The sequence below is a fragment of the Vibrio sp. 1069 genome (assembly GCF_033340555.1).
In genome coordinates this window covers 247,147-267,288 of the sequence record NZ_JAWOWP010000003.1, presented here as the reverse complement: position 1 = coordinate 267,288, position 20,142 = coordinate 247,147, and the positions used below count along the sequence as shown (strand labels likewise).

The window sequence follows — 20,142 nt, the reverse complement described above, 5'->3', positions numbered from 1 at the left end:
GTTTAACGTACGCTTTTTTTGATGGCTTCTAAGTAGGCGCGTTGCGCTTCTTCGCTAGAAAGCAGCAAGAAGTTCGGAGCCGACAAACCATAGAACTTATTGATGTCGCTCGCGCCGGAGGCTTCTTTCGAGAGCAAACTGCCAGAGCTCAACAAGTACTTGGCGTACAAATCAGGCGCCTCTTGCAGTAACTCGCGTGCCAGTTTTGTTTCTAACCCTTCGCCTTCCAATCGGTTGAGTTGCTCAGCAATGCTTTTGGACACGATGGCGTAAAGCGATGCTGAAGAGGCAATGCCCTTCGCTGCCATAGCTTCTACAATCGCTGCGATATCCAGTTGTAATGTGATGGTGGTAAACATCTGACCGAGCGCCAATTCATTGTCGACTTTGATGCGTTGATCGAGCAGTTCATCGCAATCCACTGGAAGTAGTTTTGCGCCGTGTTTTTGGGCAGCATGCTCTGTTGCAAAGTGGAAGCGCTCTGGCCAAATTCGCGCCGCGTCGTTGTCTTTCATCGCGAGCGTCATTTTGCCCTGTTGATCAAATGCAATGATGGCGTTTTGCTGGTTGGACTCCAATGCGATGCCATAACGAAGCCACAAGGTGAGGTGCACTTGGCATAATAGGTCGGCGTAATCTTGGAACCAAGCCAGCGTATCTTGTTGATAGTACTGCTCCGCCAAATGTTCTAAAAACAAGCGGTCGTCAGGCATTGGGCTTGCCAGTGCGGCAACCGGAACTAGCGCTTTGTCTTCGCAATGAATAAGTGGATACTCACGTACGATGTACGCAAAGGTTTTATCCTCGCCGACGTGTCCACCGTGTTTTTCGTTGCAATGGAACAAGCGACTGTTTAAATCGGCGTCCGTTTGTTCAAGGTGGCTGAGTAGGCGTTCAAACCAGTGGCCGTCATACAGTGTTGAAGGCTTGATTAAGCGAATATTTTTCGTGCCTAGCGATCGCATGATCAGCGGAACCTTGATGTGAATGTGCGGTGCGTCGTTCACGACCACCGTACGAACGGAAAGCGTCGGCGTCACGTCTAGATACGTTAAAGGCGCTTCTATCATACCTTCGGGTAAGGCTTCTAAAGATCGCAGGGTGAGCGGATGCGCAGGGAACAGTACGTGGCTCAGTGCAAAATCAGCAGGAAGCCCAACTTGCTCCATGGTTGGCCAGCAATCAGGTTGTTCGCTGGTTAATGTCACCAGTGATTTTTCAATCGCAATCCAATGCAGAGCAAAGCTTGGTGCAAACTCGGGCGCGTACTTAGCAAGGTCTTCATCGCTCAGACCAAACTTCGCCCGCGCAGTTGGATAGTACGGATGGTCAAGGTAAGAAGCGATCTGGTCGGCTAGCAGCAGTTTTTGATGCCAAGAACCAAGCTCGGATATTGGTTGAGAAATTTGGTCTGCGTGATGATGAAACGCTTGGTCACACAGCGCTTTGTGTTTCTCTGCACATTCCAGTTCTTGAAGGTATCCCGCCAACAATTCGTGAGAGCTCTCATGCGCCAGTGTCGTTAGTAGTGTAATCCACTCTTTGTAATGTTGTTGATGCTCGACTTGGCCATTTTTCTCCACCCACCAACCTTGTGGTGTTTCGTCATTGGCGTGACCGTAGCGCCAGTGCTGCATGTAATACGTTGGCGCAACGGGTAAATACAACGTGAAATCAGAGTTGGCAAATATCAGCCAGACTTGCTCGCCTTGAGGAACAATTACCCCTTTTGGCGCGTCTCTACTGAACTTGGCCTTCGACAAAATGCCAAACATGTCTTCGCGTAAGCAAGTGTCGATCAATCGTTGCGTTAGATACAAAGCGTTGTCATTCATGCTGCCACCTCACGAGTCGGAGCGAGATCGAAATTGCTAAGCGCGTTCTGCAGCGATTGGTCGAGGTTTCGCCCTGATGGTGAGACAATCGAAATTCGGGCGAGATAATCCTTATTGGAATAACTCTGTTGGAAGTGTTCTCCAGCGGTTTTTAGTACCTGTTGCTGGGTGATGATATCGTCATCGTGTTGGATGAACGACGTCGAACCTCCGTCAATCACACCACTGTGCTCCGCAACCACATAGTGCACGTGCGCTGACCCATGAATTTGGTAATCGCCGGCCAATCTTCGGCCCAAATGCAGACCCAAAATTGTGCTAAACCAACCGAAGTGAGCGAGATTGTTGAGCAAGAATTCGCGGCCATCTCCAATACTGCGGTAGTTAATTTCCACCAGAACCGGGCCATTTTCTGTAATGATAAATTCGCTGTGGCAAACTCCAAAACCAACGCCGAACTCTTTAAGTTGAGCCAAGCAAGCTTCTCGGTGAGCAATGCCGTTTGGTCCGTTCCAGTCTGCGGCGGTTTCGATAAAGTAAGGCGGCTCAGAGAGCGACACATCAAAACCGCCCACGGCGATAAGTTGGTTACCGTCTCCTAAAGTTTCGAGCGTAACCAACGGTCCTTGAAGAAACTGCTCCACCAGAATGGCGGCGTTTGGGTGCTTTTGCCAAAACGCCTCGGAGTAAGCATCGAGCTCGCTTTGGGAGTCACAGCGCTGTACATCTAAACTCGCCACGCCTTCTTTGGGTTTTGCTACGACAGGGAAGGCCATGCCTAATGCCACATTCGAATGGCGATGCAGCAAACAGCTTTGTGTGTTGGGTAAGGATTTTTCATTTAACACTTGTCGAGTTAAGTGTTTGTTTTTGGCCTTTAACGTGACAGACCAATCTTTGGATGGGAGGCCAAAAAATTGCGCGCAGATGGCGGTGGAAGTTTGTAAGTGATCACTATTGCTGAAAATAGCGTCTGGCTTTAATTCATGCTCCGTGATGGTTTCGATGAGTTCTAATGGGTTGAAGACATCACATTCTAGAATGGTATCCGGATTAAAGTGACTATCATGACTCGCCAACTCTAAATGGCTGAGCTTATGGTCGGTGATAAGAACGACGTGAAGGTCCATCGCTTTAGCTGCAGGCACAAAGCCGTGAGTGACTGCATCGTTAACGACATGACTTACGATAATCATCGTAGATTTCATGAGCTTTCCTAATTTTCTAACATTTTCTTCTAACGTTGATAAAGTCGCTCACGGTCGTCTTCCAATGTGCCTCTCTCGAGACGGAGGGCAGAAGTTTTAGTATTTATTGTTATGATATTTGGTTTTTTTTGTTGTTAGTTGTGTTTTTAGGGTAAATAAATATAGAGCATAAAATTAATATTGCAAATAGAAATAATATTTGTTCTTATTTCCATCCGTTGGCTTTATAACAACTAAACGGAATTATGGAATGAATAAATTATTGACCCTGACCCCCTTGGCGGTCGCGATTGGTTCTTCATTAGTAGCACCAAGCGCAGTGGCTTCAGAAGAGACGAACTCAACCCCATCAGCAACTGAAACGATTCAAGTCTTCGGTCATCAGTACGAAGGTTATGCTGAACACATGCCTCAATCAGGCACCAAAACCGATGTGGAATGGCTTGATGTGCCACAAGCGGTATCCGTAGTAACGAAAACAGAAATGCAAGACCGAGGCGCGGTGCGTTTAGTGGATGCGCTAGATGGGGTAGCCGGGGTCAATAACACCTTGGGCGAAGGCAGCCGCGATCAGTTCATGATCCGTGGTTTTGATTCACTCAACGATATGTACCGTGATGGCTTGCGAGATGACGGTACGTTGCAGTCTTACCGCAGCTTAGCGAACGTTGAACGCGTTGAAATTGTGAAAGGCCCTGCGGGTGCTTTGTATGGCCGTGGTTCGGCTGGGGGCATCATCAACTTGGTGACGAAACGCGCTAACGGTGAGAATTTTACTCACGTAAACGGTAGTGTAGGCAGCAACAACCAATATGTTGGTCAGGTCGACAGCTCAATGGCGTTTACAGATAAGGTCAACGGGCGTATTAACTTGGAATACCGTCAAGCCGACTCGTACGTTGATCATGTTGATTCAAACGATTTCTTCATTGCACCGACCATTCGTGTGTTACCAGCGGAAGGTCACACCATTGATATTGACGTGGAATACGCCCATCAAGAACTAGTGCCGTATCGTGGTGTGCCATCAAAAAATGGCAAGCCAGTTGATTTGCCAGTAAGCACTTACTTTGGCGGTACAAACGACTATCAGGAGTCAGACAGTCTCCGTATTGCGGTGGATTACGAATGGCGTCTGAATGATCAATGGGTATGGAACAACCGAGCGGCGTTCAACCATATCGAACTTGAGCAAAAAGGCACGCGTCAGGGCAAAGTGACGGGTAATGAAGTGTCTCAAACCGTCAACAACTTTGGTTACGATCCACGTACTACGACCACTTTACAATCTGAGTTGGTTTGGGAAACCAGGGACAATCAATTGATGGTGGGTGCAGATTTCAACCAGATCGATATCGACCTAACGTTGGCAAGTGACAAAACGCTTCCTCCGCAAAATATATACGACCCAGTCGTTGGTCCAACGCCTGATCCGGGCTTTAAGCCATTTCGTGACAATACCACCACCACGACAGGTTTGTATGTGCAAGACGTCTATACGTGGGGCGACCTTTCTTTGATCGGTAACGTGCGTTACGACTCGATGGAGCTCGAACAACAAAAAGCGGGCTCAGATAAGGAAAAGTTGGATGATGACAAAGTCAGCTACCGTGCTGGTTTGGTATACCGCATCAATTCCGACACATCCGTATACGCCAGTTTAGCGCGCTCTTGGCAGTTACCGTACGCTGGTATCTACATCAATCCAAAATTGGCGGAATTCTTCCACACCGACTTAAAAGAGGTGGGTGCGAAAGCGTACCTTTTGGATAACGCATTAATGTTGAATGCGGCACTGTTCCAGATTGATCAAGAGCAACCACAAACTAACGTGGACGGCGATGTGATCGATAAAATTGAAGTGCGTCACCAAGGCATTGAATTAGAGGCTCGCGGCCAAATCACCAAACAGTGGGACATCTCTGTTGGTTACAGCTACTTAGATGCGGAAGACAAAGCCACAGGCAAAAAGCCTAACGATGTATCAGACCACTTGTTCTCTCTTTGGAGCACTTACCAATTGGATGACAACTGGCGTTTAGGCGGTGGTGTGAAGTACGTGGGCGACCGTTACGCAGGTAACGACGAAGCCGTCGCACTTGGCGATTACACAACGGTGGATTTGATGGCGGCGTACACCACTGGTCGTCACAAAATCCAAGCGAACGCTTACAACATTTTGGATGAGAAATACATTCTTGGCGCAACAAACGGCACGTCTGGCTTAAACCAGATTGGCTACGGCGCACCAGCCGAGTTCATGCTCAGCTACGGATATCAGTTCTAGGCTTTTTGTGCGTAGTTAGCGCCTGTTAGCCGATTTTTGCCTCATATTGAGGATGTTTAGCCCCTAGAGCATACGGGATGTATTCTGCCCGAGGCTCAATTTCTCGCAAAGGAGATCTTAATGTCTTACCAGAATTTGGATGGTAAAGTGCGTGTACGTGCTGGTTTGTCTACCACTTACAGTGTGCTTGCGATTGCAATCGCTTCTGCCACATCCATGAGCGCGGTTGCTGCTCCTGCTAAAAAAGAACAAACTACCACGATGGAAACCGTCGTTGTCACTGGTAGCGTGATTGGTAAATCTGAAATTGAAGACGTCAAAGAGTACCCAGGTGCTCGTACCGTCATTACCCGCGATCAAATCGAGAAAACCGCCGCAGGCTCGATTGATAACGCGCTACAGCGCGTGCCGGGTATTAAAGTTCAGGATGAAAGCGGAACGGGCGTATTGCCTAACATTTCCGTACGTGGTTTGAAAGCAAGCCGTAGTGGTCATGCTCAGTTCTTGATGGATGGTGTACCGCTAACACTTGCGCCATATGGTCACACTGGTCAGTCTATCTTCCCAGCAACACTGTCGATGCTTGATCGTATTGACATTGTACGCGGTGGTGCCGCAGTACAGTACGGCCCAAACAACGTCGGTGGTGTGATCAACTTAGTGACCAAACCGATTCCACACACGTGGCAAACTGAAATCAGTAACCGCCTTACCGTGTTTGATGGCGGTGATGCGCCGCTGAATGATTTTTACCTACGCACGGGCGGCTGGTTAAGCGACACATTTGCACTACAGTTGGAAGGTAACTTCCTAAAAGGTGAAAGCTTCCGTGAACATTCCGATACGGACGTGAAGAACTTCCAAGCCAAAGCACAGTGGCTACTGAGTGACACTCAAGAGATTCAAGCATTCCTGCAACGTTACGATGCTGAAACGCAAATGCCGGGCGCACTTTCGCCACAAGATTACGAGCAAGATCGTCACCAATCGAAACGTCCTTACGATGATTATGAAGGTAAGTCGACGCGCTGGAGTGTTAAGTACATCCACGATTTGCCATTTGCCGACAGTGCCGAGCTAGAAGTGCTAACGTTTGGCCATAAGTCAGAGCGTCTTTTCAAGTGGGGCTTTAACAGCGCGGGTGGCCATTGGGCGGATCCGGCTCTGCCAGCGACGGACGTTCGTACCTCTCCACGTGAATTTACCGTGTATGGTATAGAGCCAAAAATGGCGATGTACTTTGGCGAAGGTAAATCCGTTACTCAAAACTGGATCGTGGGTACCCGTTATGTTAATGAAGACATTTACTACAAACTCACTCAGACTCCAATCGCCGGTGGTGCAACCAGCGTTCCGCGTGATTGGCATCTAGATACGGACGCGTTTGCTGGATACGTTAGCAACGAAATTGGTTTGTTCAATGATACATTGAAGGTAACGCCTGGGTTGCGTGTTGAGTCGGTTCGAATGACGTTTACCGATCGTGGTAAAAAACAAACGGCAGACAACACCGTGACGGAATGGTTGCCAGGTTTGACGGTGGCATACAACTTAACTGACCAGTGGGTGACGTATGCGAACGCGCAAAAATCACTTCGTGCGCCACAAATTGCCTACATCCGAGGTTTGGGTGAAGAAGGTAGCGAACTGGCTTGGAACTACGAAGTCGGCGCGCGTTACACCCAAGATGCGACCAGCTTTAACGCTGCACTTTATCGCATCGACTTTGAAGATCAATTGCAATGGCAAAGCTCAACGCAGACCTTCGATAACATCGGAAAAACACTTCACCAAGGCATAGAGCTTTCTGCTCGTTACGTGCCTGAAGCACTACCTGCACTGAGTTTAGGCGCAAGCTACAACTATCTAGACGCTACGCTTGAAGAAGAAGGCGCGAATAAAGGTAATCAACTGCCTTACACCTCTAAGCATCAGCTTGGTTGGGATGCAACCTACGCATTTTACGGCATGGACACCACGCTATCGGGCTTCTACTTTAGTGATTCGTATACCGATAACGCCAACACCAGTGCCGAAGATGCAACTGGCGCAACGGGTAAAGTACCATCTTACATGGTGTGGAACTTCAACTTGGGGACGGATTTATACAAAGACGACAAAGGCAAGTTACGCATGAATGTTGCGGTGAACAACTTGTTTGACGAGGAGTATTACTTCCGCGGGATTGATACAAGCCCAGTTGGTCGGTACCCAGCTCCGGGACGCTCTTACACACTGGATCTGAACTATCAGTTTTAAGCGTTTCGTTCACCGAGTTTGAAAAGAAAAGTCGCCAATTTACCTTGGCGACTTTGCCGATCTTAGGTAATGGAAAACTCTTAGCACTGGAAAAAAGCAAGATGAAAAATAAAAAACAATTTACGATCAAACACTTTTCAACAGTTTTGCTGATGCTGTTGAGCTCAGCTTTGATGTCATTTAGCGCATTTTCTCAGGCGCGCAGCGTGCAAGATGAGCAAGGCACTTTTGAGCTAGAAGCGATACCTCAACGTATTGTGGTTTTAGAATTTTCGTTTGTCGATGCATTAGCGGCAGTCGATGTCTCACCTGTAGGCGTCGCCGATGACAACGATGCCACACGAGTCATTCCTGCTGTTCGTGCCAAGGTTGGTCCTTGGCAATCGGTCGGCATGCGCTCGCAACCGAGTTTAGAGGCGATTGCGGTGCTCAAGCCGGATTTGATCATTGCTGATGCAGAACGTCATCGCGCAATTTATCAAGATTTGCAGCGAATTGCGCCAACTTTGCTGTTAAAAAGCCGTGGTGAGACATATCAAGAAAATCTCGAATCCGCACACAAAATCGGCGTGGCAATTGGCAAACAAGCGAAAATGACACAACGAATTGAGCAGCACAAACAGACAATGGCGGAGTTCAAACAGCATTTTGCAACACAGGAAACCATTCAGTTTGGTGTGGTTTCTGACAAAGGGATGTGGTTGCATAGCCCGGTTTCTTACGCTGGGGGCGTTTTGAGTATGCTGGGCATCCAAAGCCCGCTGGCTCCATCTGAGCAAAAAGCGTATATCCCAACCAGTTTCGAACTTTTACTAAAAACCAACCCTGATTGGTTGTTAGTTGGACTTTACTCTCAACCAAATATTGTGGATGAGTGGCGCAAAAACCCATTATTTAAGCTGCTAACCGCTGCGAAAAAACAGCAACTTGTTGAGGTCTCTCCTGAGCTGTGGTCGTTAAATCGCGGCATGTTGGCTGCGGAAGAAATTGCCCGCAATCTTGAAGCGTTATTGGAGCGCTCATGAGTTCGGCGATAAGCTCGGAAAGCGCGTCTTCGGTTAGCAAATCGCATTGGAAAGCGAGCTTGTTTGTCTGTGCTATGGCGTTGTGTACGCTCTCAGGCTATGCAGCCTCAATGATTGGCTGGTCCAACTTTTCTTTGAGCGTTAATGATCTGACAAGCTATTGGTTTGCGTTTGCTGAGGGCAATATGCTGCATCAAATCCTCGCGACGCTGCGTGCGCCTCGTGCCTATGCTGGGTTATTAATTGGCGCTTCGCTTGCGGTATCCGGAGTGCTGATGCAAGGATTAACTCGTAACCCTTTGGCGTCGCCATCCATTCTCGGCATTAATGCTGGTGCGGCTTGTTTTATGGCCTTGGCGTCTATCGGCGTACCATTCTTTAGTCAATTGAACCCAATCATCAACGCAGTACTCGGCGCGCTACTAAGTGGTGGTGCGGTCATGTTGTTGGGCGGTTTTTTCTCCGCGCGTTCTCACCCATTGCGTTTAGTGCTAGCGGGCATTGCCATCAGTGCACTGCTGATAGGGTTAACTCGTGCGTCGGTAATTTTGGCGGATGACATGGCTTACAGCGTGTTGCATTGGTTAACGGGTTCACTCTCTGCGGTAGATTCTGAGCAGTGGCAGCAACTGTGGCCTTTTGCGACTTTAGGTTTGGTGCTCGCCATGGGCTTAGCGCGAAACTTAAATTTACTCGCGTTGGGGGACGAAGTTGCTGTTGGGCTAGGTGGTAACATTCGTCTTACGCGATTTATCAGTGGTTTATCGGTTGTGCTGTTGGCAGGAACTAGCGTAGCGATTGCTGGACCAATTGGCTTTGTCGGGTTGTTAGTGCCGCACTTGGTGCGCCCGATTGTTGGTCACAACTATCACATTCTCATTCCGGTTTCCGCCTTGTGTGGCGCGACATTAGTGACGTGGTCAGATGCTTTATCACGCGCGATTGCTTTTCCGGCTGAAACGCCAGTGGGCGTGATTACCGCGCTGTTGGGCACACCTTGCTTTATCGCGATTGCAATGAGGAAATCATCATGATGAATCAAACCAAACTGTTTGCATTAGTTGGATTGTTGCTGATTACGTCTTCTCTCACGCTGTTTGTTGGCGCGGCGAACATGTCGGCTCAACAGGTTTTTGCATTACTGTTTTCTTTCTCTGACTCGGACTTTGTGATTCACCAATATCGATTACCGAGAATGTTGCTCGCCATTGGCGTGGGCGCTGGGTTGGGGCTGTCAGGCGTTTTAGTTCAAGGCGTCATCCGTAATCCACTTGCCTCACCAGATTTAATGGGGATAAGCGCCGGAGCAGGACTGGCGGCTACCGCTTGTTTGGTGCTGTATCCGAATGCGCCAGTGGCAATGTTGCCGATGGTCGCCATGGCGGGAGGCTTGCTTGCTGCTGGCTTTATTGCTGTGCTGGCTTACTGGTCGAAACCAACACCAGCACGTTTGGCGCTGATTGGTGTTGCTGTCAGCGCATTTTTAGCCAGCGGTATCGATTTTCTTCTGATTGTGCACCCTATTGAAATCAACACGGCGATGGTATGGCTAACCGGCAGTTTGTGGGGACGAAACTGGCAACAAGTGCCGTTTATTTGGAGTGCTTTATTGCTGCTACTGCCATTGGCGTTTTGGCTGGCTTGGCGGCTAGATGTTATGGGACTGGGAGAAGAAAGCGCCACTACACTTGGCACGAAACCAAGACAGATCCAAATTCTTGCGCTGATTGCTGCCGTGCTATTGGCGAGCATCAGTGTGTCTGTGGCAGGCACGATCAGCTTTGTTGGCCTGCTTGCGCCGCATCTTGCGCGTTTGCTGTTTGGCCACAACCACAAGTTGTTGATTCCAGCCGCTGCAACCCTTGGCGCTTTGTTGGTGATTTGCGCCGATGGTTTAGCGAGAGGCTTACAGCCGCCAATTGAGCTACCAGCGGGAGTGCTAACATCTGTTATTGGCGCACCATATTTCATTTTTCTTTTGTATCGTTACAGAGGTTGGTAAGCATGTTACGAACGCAGAACTTATCCGTCGCGTACGGCAAACAGACCATCATTCCAGATCTCTCTTTGTCGATTCCTCAAGGTAAAATTACCGCACTAGTTGGTCCAAATGGTTGCGGTAAATCGACACTATTAAAAACCTTGGTACGCATCAATAAACCTGCTTCTGGCCAAGTGTTGTATAACGACAAACCACTAAGCAGCTACGGTGATAAACGCTTGGCGCGTTCGTTGTCTTTGCTGCCGCAGATTCTTGTCAGTCCTGAAGGTATTACCGTCAGAAAACTGGTCGAATATGGCCGCTCGCCTTATCTCTCTCATTGGGGCAGGTTAAGTCAACAAGACAAAGCCTTGGTCGAGCAAGCAATGCAAGATACTGGCGTGATTGAGTTTGCTGACAAGCCAGTTGAATCGTTGTCTGGCGGTCAAAGGCAAAGAGCGTGGATTGCGATGGTAATGGCGCAAGATACCGACGTAGTGATGCTTGATGAGCCAACCACTTACTTGGATCTCTCTCACCAAGTTGAGCTGATGAAACTCATGAGGCAGATGAACGACAAAGGCAAAACAGTGGTCGTAGTGCTGCACGATCTAAACCAAGCGTGCCGTTACTGCGATCATTTGGTGGTGTTGGAAAAAGGTCAGTTAGTCACGCAGGGAACACCGCAAGAGGTAATGACAGAAGGCATGTTGTCATCGGTGTTTGATTTACAAGCGAGAGTATTTAATGACCCAATCTCAGGCACGCCGATGTGTGTGGCGGTGTAGGTTTACGTCTTTGGAAAGCTATCTGCAATAAAAACGTCGATCCATAAAAACAAACCCCGCTAGTAACAAAGTTGCTAGCGGGGTTTGTTGTTTTTAAGAGCGTCCTTAATGTGGCGTTTAAGCCAGTTTAAACGTCGCCACTTTCGAGTTGAGATCCTCAGCTTGCGATTTCAGCTCAGCAGATTGATTCATCGATTCTTCGGCACCAACTACCAAGTGATCGGTCACATCTTTAATGGACGTGACATTTTGCGTGATTTCATTGGTTACGTGCGTTTGCTCTTCGGCGGCGGTCGCGATTTGCGTTGCCATATCGCTGATCAGCGCAACGGCCGCGTTGATTTCATCCAGAGCCAGTGCTGCGCGATCTGCATCTTCCACCGAACCTTGCGCGAGCTGAGAGCTTGTATCCATGATGGTCACTGCGCGTTGTGTGGTTTGCTGCAAGGTCTCGATCGTCGAGCGAATCTCTTCGGTTGAGGTGTGTGTGCGTTGTGATAGCACGCGAACCTCGTCTGCAACAACGGCAAAACCGCGACCTTGCTCTCCTGCACGCGCCGCTTCAATCGCCGCATTCAGAGCCAGTAAGTTGGTTTGCTCTGCGATGTCTCGAATCGTTGATAGCACGGTTGAGATGTCTTGCGCGTGCTGGTTGAGCTCACCGATGACAACGCTCGCTTGGTTGACTTCAGAAGACAAATTATTGATGGACGATTTGGAGTTGATCACCAACTCATGACCATTTTGTGTGCTTGCTGAAGAGTCTTGAGCGGCTTTAGCCGTCTGCTCTGCATGTGCGGCAATCTCTTGCGTTGCCGATGCCATTTCGGTCACAGCGGTCGCCACCATAGTGATTTCTTGTTGCTGATGGTTCAGATCAGAAACCGACTGATTCGCGCGAGTCGTGCTCAGCTCCGATTGTTGGCTCAGTTCTTCCGCTTGGTGACGAATGTGACCAATAAGTTGCTGCAAACTTTCAACGAACTGGTTGAAGTTTTCAGCCAGCTCACCAACTTCGTCACGGTTTTCTACTTTGATACGTTGAGTTAGGTCGCCGCTACCGTTTGCGATTTGTGCAAGCGCATTCGAAACGTTGTAGAGCGGACGGAACAAGATGTTACATAGCAGATTAAACAAAGCTACGCAGATAACGACGACGATGGTGGTTGCGATGATCTGATCCCAAACAGCATCGTAAAGTGGGGCAACCAACGAGTTTTGATCTAACACCGTCACTGTTGTGAGCTTGGTACCCTCTATGTGGCGCGCGTAAATCACATATTCGGTGCCGTTAATAGAGACGCGACGCTCTGTACCTGAACGTGCGGCAGACGTAATGTCGTTGTTGTTGAGGCCCAGCTTGCTAACCGGTTGATTCAGCAGTTTACCGTTGTTATGAGTGAAAATATTGCCCTGTTCATTGGCAATAAACATATAACCTTCACCCGGTAGGATCACTTGGTTGAGACTGTTCAGGATATCACCGATCTCTACGTCAGCACCCAGAACGACGGTTTGACCATGCAATTGCAGGGCTTTACCGAGCGACACGACGTTAGCCCCCGTGGCAGCTGCGACGGTCGGGTTATCCATAAAGACTTTCGATGGGTTGGCGATTGCATTGGTGTACCAGCCCCACTTACGAGGATCGTTATTACCTGGTGGCAAAACCACCCCATTAGCGTTGTCTTGTGACCCGTCCGGGTAAGCGAGGAAAACGTTATCGAACGCGCCAGAGTCTCGGACTTGTTTCAAATGCGTAACCAGAGAACGTTTCTCTGAATCAGAAGAGAGTGAAGTTAGTGCGCGCTCTTTAGAGAGTAGCCAGTCCTTTACGTATTGATTGTAAGATGCGCTAGTGCTTTCTAGTCGCTGTGCGACTTCGACATCGAGCCTATTTAATGAATCTCGAAAAGACAGCCCCTCTACCAGCACTCCCCCTAGAATGATGGCGGCACTGGCAGAGATTGCCAGTTTGTTTTTTAATGATAGATTTTTGAACATAAAGCGAATAATAGATCTTTGAATAATAGTTGTTGTGTTTTTATTCTCATCAGTGCTCTCTGCGCTGTTGAATATGCAGCAGAAAGTCAGATTCGAATCTGTTCAATAATTATATTTTATTGCTCAAAATAAATACTGACTCCATGTCGCGAATTTGAGTTTTACACCAAATAAGCAAAAGGATTTGGAACGATATTATTTATGTATTTGTAAAGTAAGGATTTGTCGATTTTTGTAAATGAGAATTGATTTCAATAAATGGTGATCTTTATCACATTTGCGTGTCTGATAATCCATTAAAAATGTGAAGGTTATAGCACCGGATATATATTGATTAGCTTAATCATTGTTATGGGCAATCGTTATGCGCAGTATATTGTTAGTCCCCGCGTTATTAGTGTCAGGGTGTGCTCTGATACAACAGTCGACGCCGATTCAACCTGACGCCAACTGGCACGTGGACCAGTTATCGAACGGTATGAAATACCATCTCTATCCAACAGAAGACCAAGAAGTCTCGGTCCGTTTGGTGATGAATATCGGCTCATTCCAAGAAACATCTTCTCAAAAGGGTTACGCTCACTTTGTTGAGCATATGGCGTTTAATGGTAGTGAGCATTTTACCGGTAACGACGTTGTCAAACTTTTTGAGCAATCTGGTGGTAGCTTTGGCGCTGATATCAACGCTTTTACCAGTTATCAGCAAACGTCTTACCAACTTGACCTTGCGAATAATACGAAGCTAGAAGATGCCCTGAAGTGGATGAGAGATATCGGTAACGGACTTGAGTTTGCTCCTGAGCAAGTAGAGAAAGAAAAAGGGGTGATTCTTGGGGAATGGCGACGTGCTAATCCAGATGATAAGTCCTTTTCTATGCATGCTTACCAAGCCTCGATTGAAGGCACTATGTATGGTGAACATGACCCAATTGGTACTCGCGAAGCGATTCAAAACGCTTCCTCGAGTAAGTTAAAGGCGTTTTACGACAAGTGGTACCAGCCACAAAATGCCGAGTTGATTGTGACTGGTAATATCGACGTAGATTCACTGTCCAAGATTATCAAAAGCAAGTTCTCGAACTGGGAAAGTACCTCGGATACGGTAATAGAGAAGCGCCGTGATATTCGAGTGAACAACGAAAACAGAATCTTGCCAAGTAACACGATGGAATCACCAAGTCTTCATTTAGTGATTGAGCGTGGTCTAAGTGGCAGCGCGACGATTGAGCAACAACATGAAGTGTGGCGTGATGAAGTCGCAACACAACTCATTCAACAGCGTTTGATCCGTGTACTCAGTGATGCCGCTGAACCTTTTCAATACGCTTATGCAGAGCCCTATTACTCTAACTATCAGCGTATGATGTCGGCAGGGATTTCGTTTGCACCAGATCGCCGCGAACAAATGCACCAGACTTTCATTCGTACCTTGGCGTCGTTAAGAGATTATGGTGCGACTCAATCCGAGTTAGATAGCGTTATGTCAAATTGGCAAGGTGAACTTGCAAATATTGATTCAGATTGGAGTCAGCGTAAGCCAAACAGTTACGCAGAAGCACGTGTTTTTCAAATTGGACAAGACAGTGTCAGCCAATCAAAAGAGAATTATGCCCAGAGTTTGGCAGAATTCATCAACAACGAGAATTTAGAGAGCATTAACACACAATTGACGGCTTTGTTATCTCAGCAGCCAAGCTTTTTTATTGGTTTGGGGAAAAGCGAAACGTCAGAACAGTTCAATGGTGTATTTGCCGCTCTAAACAGTGCCTATCTTCAAACTGGCGAAAAACCGTTAGAGATGTATGACAAAGTGGATGGATTCTTAAAGCCTACCCAGGAAGGCAGCATCACGAGCATGCGTCAGGAAGCGGGTGGTTTTCAAGTCTATACGCTATCAAACGGTATCGAAGTGTGGTTCCAAAAAGATACTAAAGCGGGTGGTCGAGCGTATATTTACTATGCGAGCCAAGGTGGTAAAGCCGCTGTTGATCCGACGTTGTATGCCGCTTATGAAATCGCAGCAACAACGGCAATACGCAGTGGGTTAGGGACATTTTCTGGTTCAGAGCTAGATAGCTACTTACGCAAAAACAACATTGCGCTTGGCGCGATGCTTGATGCGACCAGTCACGGAGCTCAAATTACGGCGCCAAATACGCACCTAACTGATGCTTTGAATGGACTATACAACCTAGCGACGGAGATTAAAGTCGACGAGCGCCAGATGGCGGCAGCGAAGCAAGAGTTTAAACAGCAGAGCGGCGCTTTTTTTGAATCACCGATGGGAAAACTGATTCAAAAAGCAAACGGCAATTCTTATTTGCCGGGGAGTCGTCATCGTATAGTGTCCAGTGATGATGTTGAACAAGTGACTTCCGAGCAGATACTAGCGGTGCATGAGCAACTTTTCAAAACCAATGATGGCTTTAAGATGGTTATTGTTGCAAACGTAGAGCCGGAAGAAATTACACCACTTTTGCGTAAGTATGTGGCCTCTATCGAAATGAAACCGAGTCGTTCGATTGATTATCACGTTGCGTTTAACCCGGAAGTGCCGGAGCGAACTGTGGTTGCGGATGGGCATGAACCTTCATCGTTGTATGTAATGCGTTTGACTAATACGAGCGATTACCAACGTACGGCAAGAGACACGGTTATCGAAGATATTTTGCAACGTATTAGTAATGCACGTGTTTTGGATATTGTGCGAGAAGAGTCTAGCCTTGATTACAGCCCGAGCATTTACACCATGACACAAGATCGCGAACCCACCTCTGATTGGCTCTTGGAGTCTCAAGTTGAGCCCGAAGACGTGGCACTTTTAGAGAGTAAACTGGGCAAAGTGTTTGATGATTTAGCGTCAAATATTACCCAAAAAGAAGTGGATACGGCCGCGAAACAACTGGCAGTCGCGATGCAAGGATTGGATGACAACCCAGCACAGAGATCATGGGCATATACTCGTTATTTGGTGCATGATTACGGCGTCGATGTGTTACTTGACGTTGAGAAAGTGGCTAAAAGTGTGACGTTAGATGAAGTGAAAGCGCATGCAAAATCAGCTTTTGGTCCACAAGCAAAACGCTCGGTGATGGTTTTAAATCCGGCCGAATAATCACGTAGTTTCTGACGAAAATCGTGGCAATAGTAATAAAAAAGACGGCGTGAAAGCCGTCTTTTTTAAGCACTTTAATCAAAGCTTTTATGCTGATTTACGCGAAAGTCGCTTTTCATTGTTGGTGTTGTTTTCTTTTGTGATCGCACTGTCTTGAGCCTTACCCTTGAGCGTTACCACTTCCTTTTCAGGTAATTCGGCTGCTTCACCAAAGAATTTGCCACCAGGTTCAATGCTGAGGTTATTGCTCCAGATCCTACCGCTTACGCGTCCCTTGGCAAGCACTTGAATGTGTTCTGCGTGACAGTTTCCGTCCATCATGCCGTTAATGATCAGCTGTTTAGCGTAAATTTCACCGTTTACTCGCCCGCTTTCTGCGACAACGAGAGTGCCTTCCACGTTAATTTGACCATCGACGATGCCATCAATCTGGACATCGTTTTCTACTTTGAGTTCTCCGCTAAGAGAACAGCCTTTGGCGATGAGAGTTGAAGCTGCTGAGCTACTCGTTGTTCCACTGTTTTGATTAAAGATTCCCATCGTATTCTTCGCTCCTTAGTAAAAATGTCTTCGAAATCATTAAGGCTCCAATCGACAAATGGTTTCGGATTCAGTGCTCGCCCAACAAATCGCACCTCGTAATGCAGGTGAGGGCCAGAAGAGAGCCCACTGTTGCCGGAAATTGCAATCAGTTGCCCTTTTTTGACGAACTGACCACTTTTTACTTTGAACGCTTTCAAGTGCGAATAAGAACTCGAAAAACCGAAAGAATGTTGCAGCCTGAGGAAGTTACCAGAGCCTTTATTACTGCGGCGGGTGACTTCCACTACCCCATCGGCAGGGGCATAAATTTTGGTGCCGATATTTACGGCAAAATCGAGCCCACGATGCATCTTGGCAACTTTTGTCACCGGATGGATACGCTTACCGAATCCGGAAGATAGCCGTACCTTGCCGACTGGAGAGCCACTTGGTATTTGGTTTAATAACACCATGCGAACGTTTGAGGTTATCGCCGCCGCATCGAGCCTAGCATCCAAGTTATTTGTCGAGGTATGTTCTCCAACCCCAAGCACTTTCTCTAATTCACCCAAACGTTCCGAAACAAGTTGTACCCGTTCTTCCCGTTCTGAAAGGTCATTTTCTAGCTCTGATTTAAGTGTTTTCAGTGTGCTGAGCTCTTCACCCATGGTGCGTGAATGCTCTGTCAATTCAGCTTGTTTTAACGCTGCATTATCAACGCGAGTGTACAAGTGATGAATTAAGATTACGGTCGCGGCCAGAGCAACAACAAAAAAAACGAAAAACGTTTTTATGTTGCGTTGCATCCTTTTACTGAAGTACCAATGTCTTGAGCCATTGATAGTTGATATAGAGATCGTCAACTGGTCTTTCATCGTCTTCTATTGCTCGTATTTGGTATACGTCTCGTCACTGAGTTAGTAGGAATGTAAGGAAAACGAGTAGGGACCGCCAGAGGCAAATTGGAAAGAAGTGTCAGGTCGTGAGGCGTTTTCAGATATTAGATAAAAGACTCAATAAAGATTTAATATTCTGCTGATTTTGGTCGTAATTACTCCAAATCGCTTCATTTAACTGAATATTATGATTTTTAAGGCGGTTATCCGAGAAATTGGATTGTGAATATTGCCAATAGCATCCGCACGCAATTCAACTTACTTCACGGTTTGCCTTATAAATGTTGGATAATTTATCAAACCGACATTCATTACATCGATAACTTGTTTATGATAGCGGTTGATATAAAGCACTATTCATTGGCTTTAAACCTAAGCGTTACATTTCGTTTAGGAACACATAACTATGACAACGGAGTTGGTCGTGAAAAAACTACTATTGGCTACAGCAGTGGTCGCAGCAGCAGGGGGCGCTGGCTACCTGTACCAAAACAATACTACCGCGAGTGATGCAGGCTCACTGTTAACGCAAGTTCCTGCAGATTCACTTATGGTGACGTATCAGACAGAACCTTTTAACCATTATAAATACATGAACGCATTCGGTACGGCGAATCAAGGCTCGATTGCAGAACTTTTTGCCGATGAACCACTGTCTCCACAACAGCAGTTTGCAGTTAACTTATTCGATGGATACCTAGAGAGTGCTGCGTCGCCAGAAACATTAAAAGCTTATTTGGGCACCGGGGAAAACATTAATCCTGTGTTGTACACAATTGGTATGGTACCGGTGTACAAAGTGGATATTGAAGACCCTGCCGCGTTATGGAAAACACTGGATCATGAAGAGCAGATGAGCGGCGCTAAGCATGAGTTGGTTAAGCTTGGTGACGTCGAGTATCGTCGTTACGAGATGACTGATTCAATTGACCCGCAGGACGGTATTGGCTTGGTTGTAGCCGTGGTTGATAACGTGCTTACGTTAACGGTTGATGTTCCGCAACTGGGCGTTCAAAACCCGATTAAAATGGCATTAGGGCTTGAAGCACCAAGTCAAAATATTGCTGACAGTGGACGCCTTGAGGCGTTGCAAGCCAAATACGGTGAAAACAACAACTCTTTTGGTTACTTTGATCATCGCGAAGTGATTAAAGGTTTGACGACGAAAGATGGCAATATGTTTGCTCGTCAAATCAGCACGTTGGATGCAATAGATCCTGAACCAACGATTGAGGAAATGCGTTCACCAGCCTGCCATACTGAGCTTACTCAAGTTGCAGAAAACTGGCCTCAGTCCGTCGCGTTTGCAGAATACAAGATGAAAGGCGATCAGGCGTTCATTAAAGGTTCTTTTGTTGTTGAGTCCAACAATAAAGTGATTCTAGATGCGCTCAAGTCGATTCGTGGTGTATTGGCTGAGTCTAAAAGTGATAAGAGTTTCTTTAGTATGGCGCTTGGTTTAGACATTAATACTCTAGCGCCATCGATTGGTCAGATTTGGGCTGACTTGACCCAGCCTCAATATCAATGCTCTTTATTGACACAAATGCAGCAAGAGATGGGCGGCCAGAATCCAGCAGCCGCTGTAAGCATGGGGTCAGGCATGGTTAATGGCCTTAAAGGGTTAAGCCTGCAAATGTTTGATATCAAAGTAGATACTAATGCTCAGCATGGTGAAGTATTTAGCCAGCTAGATGGTATGTTGTCTCTTTCTGCCAATGATCCAATGATGCTTATTCAAACTGCGCAAATGTTCGTTCCTGAACTTGCTCAATTGCAAATTCAACCGGATAACCAACCTGTTAATGTCAGTGACCTATTAGAAATGCATACTGGCATGAAGGTGGACGTGTTTGCTCGTCTAAACGAAAACCATTTCACCCTTTACAGTGGTGATAGTGCTGCGGAAGCAAGCAAAGAAGTGATGGCGCAATCACTTTCTCCAAATGGCTTGTTCAGCTTTGATTTTGATTCAGAGCGTATTTTGGAAGTGTTAGAGAGTGCGTCGTCAATCACAGGGGAGCCGGTTCCGGATGATGTTGTCAAAAGCTTACAAGGCGAGCTTGTTGGTGGTATGACGATGGACGTGACAGACCAAGGTATTGGTTTTGCGTTTGATTACCGCGGTGCAACTAAACCTGTAACGGTTGCACAGCAGTAACACATTGCGTAGAAAAAGGCGGCTTGAAGCCGCCTTTTGTTATTATGTACCGTATTAAAAA

Annotated in this window: 13 protein-coding genes; 8 read left to right on the top strand and 5 right to left on the bottom strand. The window is 47.1% G+C overall.

The window, feature by feature from the left end:
• Positions 1-2 precede the first annotated feature (2 nt).
• Entirely contained in the window at positions 3-1,835 is a 1,833-nt protein-coding gene (locus tag R7040_RS07210) for an IucA/IucC family protein (RefSeq protein WP_318081159.1), read from the bottom strand.
• The gene (locus tag R7040_RS07205) at positions 1,832-3,043 is read right to left on the bottom strand and encodes a hypothetical protein (RefSeq protein WP_318095532.1); all 1,212 of its coding nucleotides are present in this window, start codon (positions 3,041-3,043) and stop codon (positions 1,832-1,834) included. Before R7040_RS07205 ends, R7040_RS07210 begins: the two co-directional genes overlap by 4 nt.
• 250 nt (positions 3,044-3,293) lie before the next feature.
• Between R7040_RS07205 and R7040_RS07200 the strand changes: the two genes are divergently transcribed.
• From R7040_RS07200 to fecE, 6 genes are all read left to right on the top strand, one after another.
• Positions 3,294-5,330, top strand: coding sequence for a TonB-dependent receptor (locus R7040_RS07200; RefSeq protein WP_005383467.1), 2,037 nt, complete (start codon positions 3,294-3,296; stop codon positions 5,328-5,330).
• A 120-nt stretch (positions 5,331-5,450) separates the two neighbouring features.
• A complete protein-coding gene (gene pvuA / locus R7040_RS07195; RefSeq protein ID WP_064354990.1) occupies positions 5,451-7,589 on the top strand; it encodes a TonB-dependent siderophore vibrioferrin receptor PvuA in 2,139 nt (712 codons plus the stop codon).
• A gap of 101 nt (positions 7,590-7,690) precedes the next feature.
• A complete protein-coding gene (locus R7040_RS07190; RefSeq protein WP_025768676.1) occupies positions 7,691-8,614 on the top strand; it encodes a Fe(3+) dicitrate ABC transporter substrate-binding protein FecB in 924 nt (307 codons plus the stop codon).
• 74 nt (positions 8,615-8,688) lie between these two features.
• Positions 8,689-9,648 (top strand): FecCD family ABC transporter permease, encoded by a 960-nt coding sequence (locus R7040_RS07185; protein WP_372061600.1) that lies wholly within the window; start codon positions 8,689-8,691, stop codon positions 9,646-9,648.
• Positions 9,645-10,616, top strand: coding sequence for a FecCD family ABC transporter permease (locus R7040_RS07180; protein ID WP_005374716.1), 972 nt, complete (start codon positions 9,645-9,647; stop codon positions 10,614-10,616). Before R7040_RS07185 ends, R7040_RS07180 begins: the two co-directional genes overlap by 4 nt.
• Positions 10,617-10,618: 2 nt before the next feature.
• The gene (fecE, locus tag R7040_RS07175; RefSeq protein WP_064354988.1) at positions 10,619-11,383 is read left to right on the top strand and encodes a Fe(3+) dicitrate ABC transporter ATP-binding protein FecE; all 765 of its coding nucleotides are present in this window, start codon (positions 10,619-10,621) and stop codon (positions 11,381-11,383) included.
• A 117-nt stretch (positions 11,384-11,500) separates the two neighbouring features.
• Here fecE and R7040_RS07170 read toward each other — a convergent pair whose 3' ends face one another.
• Positions 11,501-13,387: a methyl-accepting chemotaxis protein gene (locus R7040_RS07170; protein WP_182038132.1), complete on the bottom strand. Its 1,887-nt coding sequence runs from the start codon at positions 13,385-13,387 to the stop codon at positions 11,501-11,503.
• Between the two features lie 364 nt (positions 13,388-13,751).
• Here R7040_RS07170 and R7040_RS07165 point away from each other — a divergent pair, with 364 nt between their 5' ends.
• A complete protein-coding gene (locus R7040_RS07165; RefSeq protein ID WP_206225779.1) occupies positions 13,752-16,502 on the top strand; it encodes a M16 family metallopeptidase in 2,751 nt (916 codons plus the stop codon).
• A gap of 87 nt (positions 16,503-16,589) precedes the next feature.
• On the opposite strand, the gene R7040_RS07160 is transcribed toward R7040_RS07165, so the two are convergent.
• Together R7040_RS07160 and R7040_RS07155 are read right to left on the bottom strand one after the other, a co-directional pair.
• Positions 16,590-17,042, bottom strand: a complete 453-nt coding sequence (locus R7040_RS07160; protein ID WP_080276973.1) for a bactofilin family protein — start codon at positions 17,040-17,042, stop codon at positions 16,590-16,592.
• The gene (locus tag R7040_RS07155) at positions 16,946-17,899 is read right to left on the bottom strand and encodes a M23 family metallopeptidase (protein WP_053307982.1); all 954 of its coding nucleotides are present in this window, start codon (positions 17,897-17,899) and stop codon (positions 16,946-16,948) included. The genes R7040_RS07160 and R7040_RS07155 overlap by 97 nt, the downstream gene beginning before the upstream one ends.
• 427 nt (positions 17,900-18,326) lie before the next feature.
• Here R7040_RS07155 and R7040_RS07150 point away from each other — a divergent pair, with 427 nt between their 5' ends.
• Positions 18,327-20,081 carry a hypothetical protein gene (locus R7040_RS07150; protein WP_206225778.1) on the top strand — a complete coding sequence of 585 codons (1,755 nt, stop codon included), beginning with the start codon at positions 18,327-18,329 and terminating at the stop codon, positions 20,079-20,081.
• Positions 20,082-20,142: the final 61 nt, after the last annotated feature.